The organism is Acetobacter sacchari (genome assembly GCF_017377715.1).
Lineage (GTDB): Bacteria > Pseudomonadota > Alphaproteobacteria > Acetobacterales > Acetobacteraceae > Acetobacter > Acetobacter sacchari.
In genome coordinates, this window is record NZ_JAFVMF010000050.1 from 1 (window position 1) to 3,371 (window position 3,371).

General features: G+C 55.1%; 5 protein-coding genes. 2 read left to right on the top strand and 3 right to left on the bottom strand.

Annotation, left to right across the window (positions count from 1 at the left end; genetic code table 11):
- Positions 1 to 145: 145 nt before the first annotated feature.
- The 3 genes from J2D73_RS20175 to J2D73_RS20185 are packed head-to-tail and all read right to left on the bottom strand — an operon-like array spanning position 146 to position 1,176.
- Positions 146 to 550 (bottom strand): DUF5071 domain-containing protein, encoded by a 405-nt coding sequence (locus tag J2D73_RS20175; protein ID WP_207884200.1) that lies wholly within the window; start codon positions 548 to 550, stop codon positions 146 to 148.
- Positions 551 to 559: 9 nt separating this feature from the next.
- Positions 560 to 1,015, bottom strand: a complete 456-nt coding sequence (locus J2D73_RS20180; RefSeq protein ID WP_207884201.1) for a hypothetical protein — start codon at positions 1,013 to 1,015, stop codon at positions 560 to 562.
- Positions 1,012 to 1,176, bottom strand: a complete 165-nt coding sequence (locus J2D73_RS20185; protein WP_207884202.1) for a hypothetical protein — start codon at positions 1,174 to 1,176, stop codon at positions 1,012 to 1,014. The genes J2D73_RS20180 and J2D73_RS20185 overlap by 4 nt, the downstream gene beginning before the upstream one ends.
- Positions 1,177 to 1,581: 405 nt before the next feature.
- Between J2D73_RS20185 and J2D73_RS20190 the strand changes: the two genes are divergently transcribed.
- Positions 1,582 to 2,336, top strand: a protein-coding gene (locus tag J2D73_RS20190; RefSeq protein WP_207884204.1) for an IS5 family transposase whose coding sequence is annotated in 2 segments (ribosomal slippage) — positions 1,582 to 1,912 and positions 1,912 to 2,336 — 756 coding nt in all. Because the reading frame shifts where the segments join, the coding sequence is not laid out codon by codon here.
- A gap of 113 nt (positions 2,337 to 2,449) precedes the next feature.
- On the top strand, positions 2,450 to 3,352 hold the full coding sequence (locus J2D73_RS20195) for a pirin family protein (RefSeq protein WP_207884203.1): 903 nt from the start codon (positions 2,450 to 2,452) through the stop codon (positions 3,350 to 3,352).
- The last annotated feature ends 19 nt before the right edge of the window (positions 3,353 to 3,371 follow it).

The window sequence follows — 3,371 nt, forward strand, 5'->3', positions numbered from 1 at the left end:
CGCAGCCGTCCAGTTCGCTTCAATCATCATCCTGCTTAACTGAAGACACGCCGTAGGTGATAGCAACCTGCGTTCAGGCGATCAGGGCTCTGCGACAACATCCTTCATCACTGCAGATGTAGAGTCGAAATAGATGCGATCTGCTTTACGATCTCATTGAATCTAGAATTTCTTTTGCTTGTGCCGACACTTCTTCACACACGTCGTTTTCAGTCGGGCAGATCACAAGGCTTTCAAGCTCCCGCCTGAGCGCACCGGCGAGTTGATGTGAGTTGGCGACGACATCGACCAGCAGGGTGTATTTGCGCCACCCGTCATACCCGGCGAGAATTATGGCAATATGTGGGGCGACTGGCAAGCCGATATCGATCAAGAACGGTGCGAAGACATGCGCGACTGGATCATTCCGATCGGAAACCCAGTCGACGATGTGCTGCAGGACTGGTTCAACGGCCGGCCAGCCCAGCTTTACGATAGCCCCGGCCTTATCTGTCTCGGTTTTATAATCAGGAAATAGCAAGGGAAATACGCTTATGGGAACAGACTTCAAGCAGGCCTCCTATGCTAGAATTCGCCTAATGTGGATCCATTGCGTCGAGCGTCGTAACAGACCGGTCCTCTTGGGCGATACCTGAAGTTGGAATTCCTCGCCCATGACAGGAAATCTGGCGCTTATGGCGGCTTCGCCGCTGCGCCATATGTCATTTGGCATCCCGATCGGAGGAAGAGCCGGAAAAGGCGCGCCGTCGAGGACGGAAAATTTTTCGCTGAGCATGGTCGCAATCGGAAAATCCTCCTCCAGACCGCCATATGTAAGGAACAGCCAGCCGTAGTCGGCCATCTGGTGGAGCGAGAGGATTTCAGGCCCATCGATTTCAGCCACAGGCTCTCCACGATGGATCAGTTCGCCACGCAACTCTTCGCCAGCGATCGGACGCAGTGTGAATAGGTCAGGAGCCACATATGAGTCGGTAAATACTCCTCGTCGAATCTCGACGCCGGGACGAATATTCATATTTCAGCCATCTCTTTGTCCGCCGTGGGCCGACCGCTTTCGTGCAGGGCAGTCGCCGCCGAAACAATGAACTCTTCGACAAGCGCCGTTGCGTTCTGGTATGCGGCGAAATCGATTTTTCTAGCGACCGCTTTCACGCTCCAACCTGTAGCTCTCGCCATGCAAACTGCATCCTCAAACGACCTATCTCCATCGATATAAAAAGGTAAAATTATTATTAGAACGGGTATTTTCTTCCTACACGGTCGATTGCATTATGGGCGAAATGGCGAAAGTGAATAAATCTTTGACCAAAGCCTCGACTGGCACACTCTATCAGACACGCAACACCTCGACGGCGAAAGCAACAGGTTGGCGAGGCAGAAATATGCTCTGCTTGGGGGGGGGATGACTATGGTATTGATCCTGACGGCGATTATTACTACCATCCCTGTCACGGATATAACATTATTTACCACCCAGTTTTACGGCGTGTCGTCAGTTAAGCCCTGAGTGCGGCACGTGAGGGTTGTACTTTGTGACTGCGTGTGCTGACTGTTTTCCCGGTTTTTGGGGGAGACAGACGGATGCGGCGCTATGGTTTACGCGATGACCAGTGGGAGCGGATAAAGGATCTTCTTCCCGGTCGCGATGGGCATGTGGGTGGCACCGCTGCGGACAACCGTCTGTTCGTAGAGGCGGTTCTTTATCGCTATCGCGCGGGCATTCCATGGCGCGACCTTCCTGCCCGTTTCGGGGACTGGAAAAACGTGCACCGGCGTCTGCGCCGCTGGTGTGAAAGCGGTGTCATCGAACGGATATTTCGTTATCTGGCTGCTGATCACGACAACGAATACATGATGATCGACAGCACGATTGTCCGGGCGCATCAGCATAGTGCCGGAGCTCTCAAAAAAGGGGCGCGGATCAGGCCATCGGACGATCCCGAGGCGGGCTGACTACAAAGATCCATGCCATCTGCGACGCTCTGGGCAATCCGGTGGAACTGGGCATCACACCGGGACAGAATGCCGATATCACCCAGGCAGAACCGCTTCTGGAAAACATCGACCCGGATGCTTTCCTTGCTGACAAGGCGTATGACGCGGACAGGTTGATCAATCGACTGATACAGCGGGGGATTACCCCGGTCATACCGCCAAAACGCAATAGAACAATGCAGCGGGAAACCGACTTCGCTCTTTACAGGGAACGTAATCTTGTCGAGCGGTTCTTCAATAAACTCAAACAGTTCCGTGCCATCGCAACTCGCTACGATAAACTGAAATCAACCTTCCTCGCAGCCGTCCAGTTCGCTTCAATCATCATCCTGCTTAACTGACGACACGCCGTAATTTCCCTTAGTATATTAGTGCTGGATAGGTGCATAAAGATTCCAGAGAGGTTGGACACGGACGAAAGGTCAAGGGTGGCTATCGCGGCATGGAGGATCGCATGATCGAGATGATCATTGAGCAACGCCGTCACAGTCTTGGTGGCGGCCTCGAAGTGGGAAGAGTCCTACCATTCGCAAAGCGGCGAATGGTAGGACCGTTCATATTTTTCGACCATATGGGCCCCCTTGACGTTGCGGCAGGCGTGGAACGGGGGCTCGATGTACGCCCGCATCCGCATATCGGGCTTTCGACTGTCACCTATCTCTTCTCAGGAGAGGTCATGCATCGTGACAGCCTGGGTTCCGAGCAAGCGATACGACCACATGAAGTAAACTGGATGACGGCCGGGCGAGGGATCACCCATAGCGAACGTTTCGAAAAAGCGCGCGCCTTCGGAGACCGCCTTCACGGCATTCAAGCCTGGGTGGCGCTTCCAACCGGCGACGAGGAGGCGTCTCCTTCCTTTTCGCATCACGAGGGAGATGACTTGCCCTCATGGAACAGCGGCGGAGTGCAAGGTCAGCTCATCGCCGGTCAGGCCTATGGGCTGCGAGCCGCCGCTCGGACTCATTCCCCCCTGTTCTACGCGCATCTGGATCTCGACGCAGGGGCGCAGGCCGAGGTCCCCACCGACCACCCGGAGCGCGCGCTCTACATTGCCGCTGGCTCCGTTGAGGTCGACGGAGTGCGCTATGAGGCGGGGCGCATGCTTATCCTCGGATCAGGCACGTCTTCATTCCGGGCGCTTGAACGCAGTACCGTCATGGTGCTTGGCGGTGAGCCTGTCGGCGAGCGCTATCTGTCCTGGAATTTCGTAAGCTCATCGAAAGAGAGGCTTGCCCAGGCCGCAGCGGATTGGAAAGCCGGGCGCCTCAAGTTACCTGACGCCGATCACGACGAGTTCATTCCGCTTCCATCTGAACTATACGGCGTGTCTTCAGTTAAGCAGGATGATGATTGAAGCGAACTGGACGGCTGCG

Coding starts and splice junctions, on each gene's coding strand:
- J2D73_RS20180 (WP_207884201.1), bottom strand. CDS start 1,015: ATGAATATTCGTCCCGGCGTCGAGATTCGACGAGGAGTATTTACCGAC.
- J2D73_RS20185 (WP_207884202.1), bottom strand. CDS start 1,176: ATGGCGAGAGCTACAGGTTGGAGCGTGAAAGCGGTCGCTAGAAAAATC.
- J2D73_RS20195 (WP_207884203.1), top strand. CDS start 2,450: ATGATCGAGATGATCATTGAGCAACGCCGTCACAGTCTTGGTGGCGGC.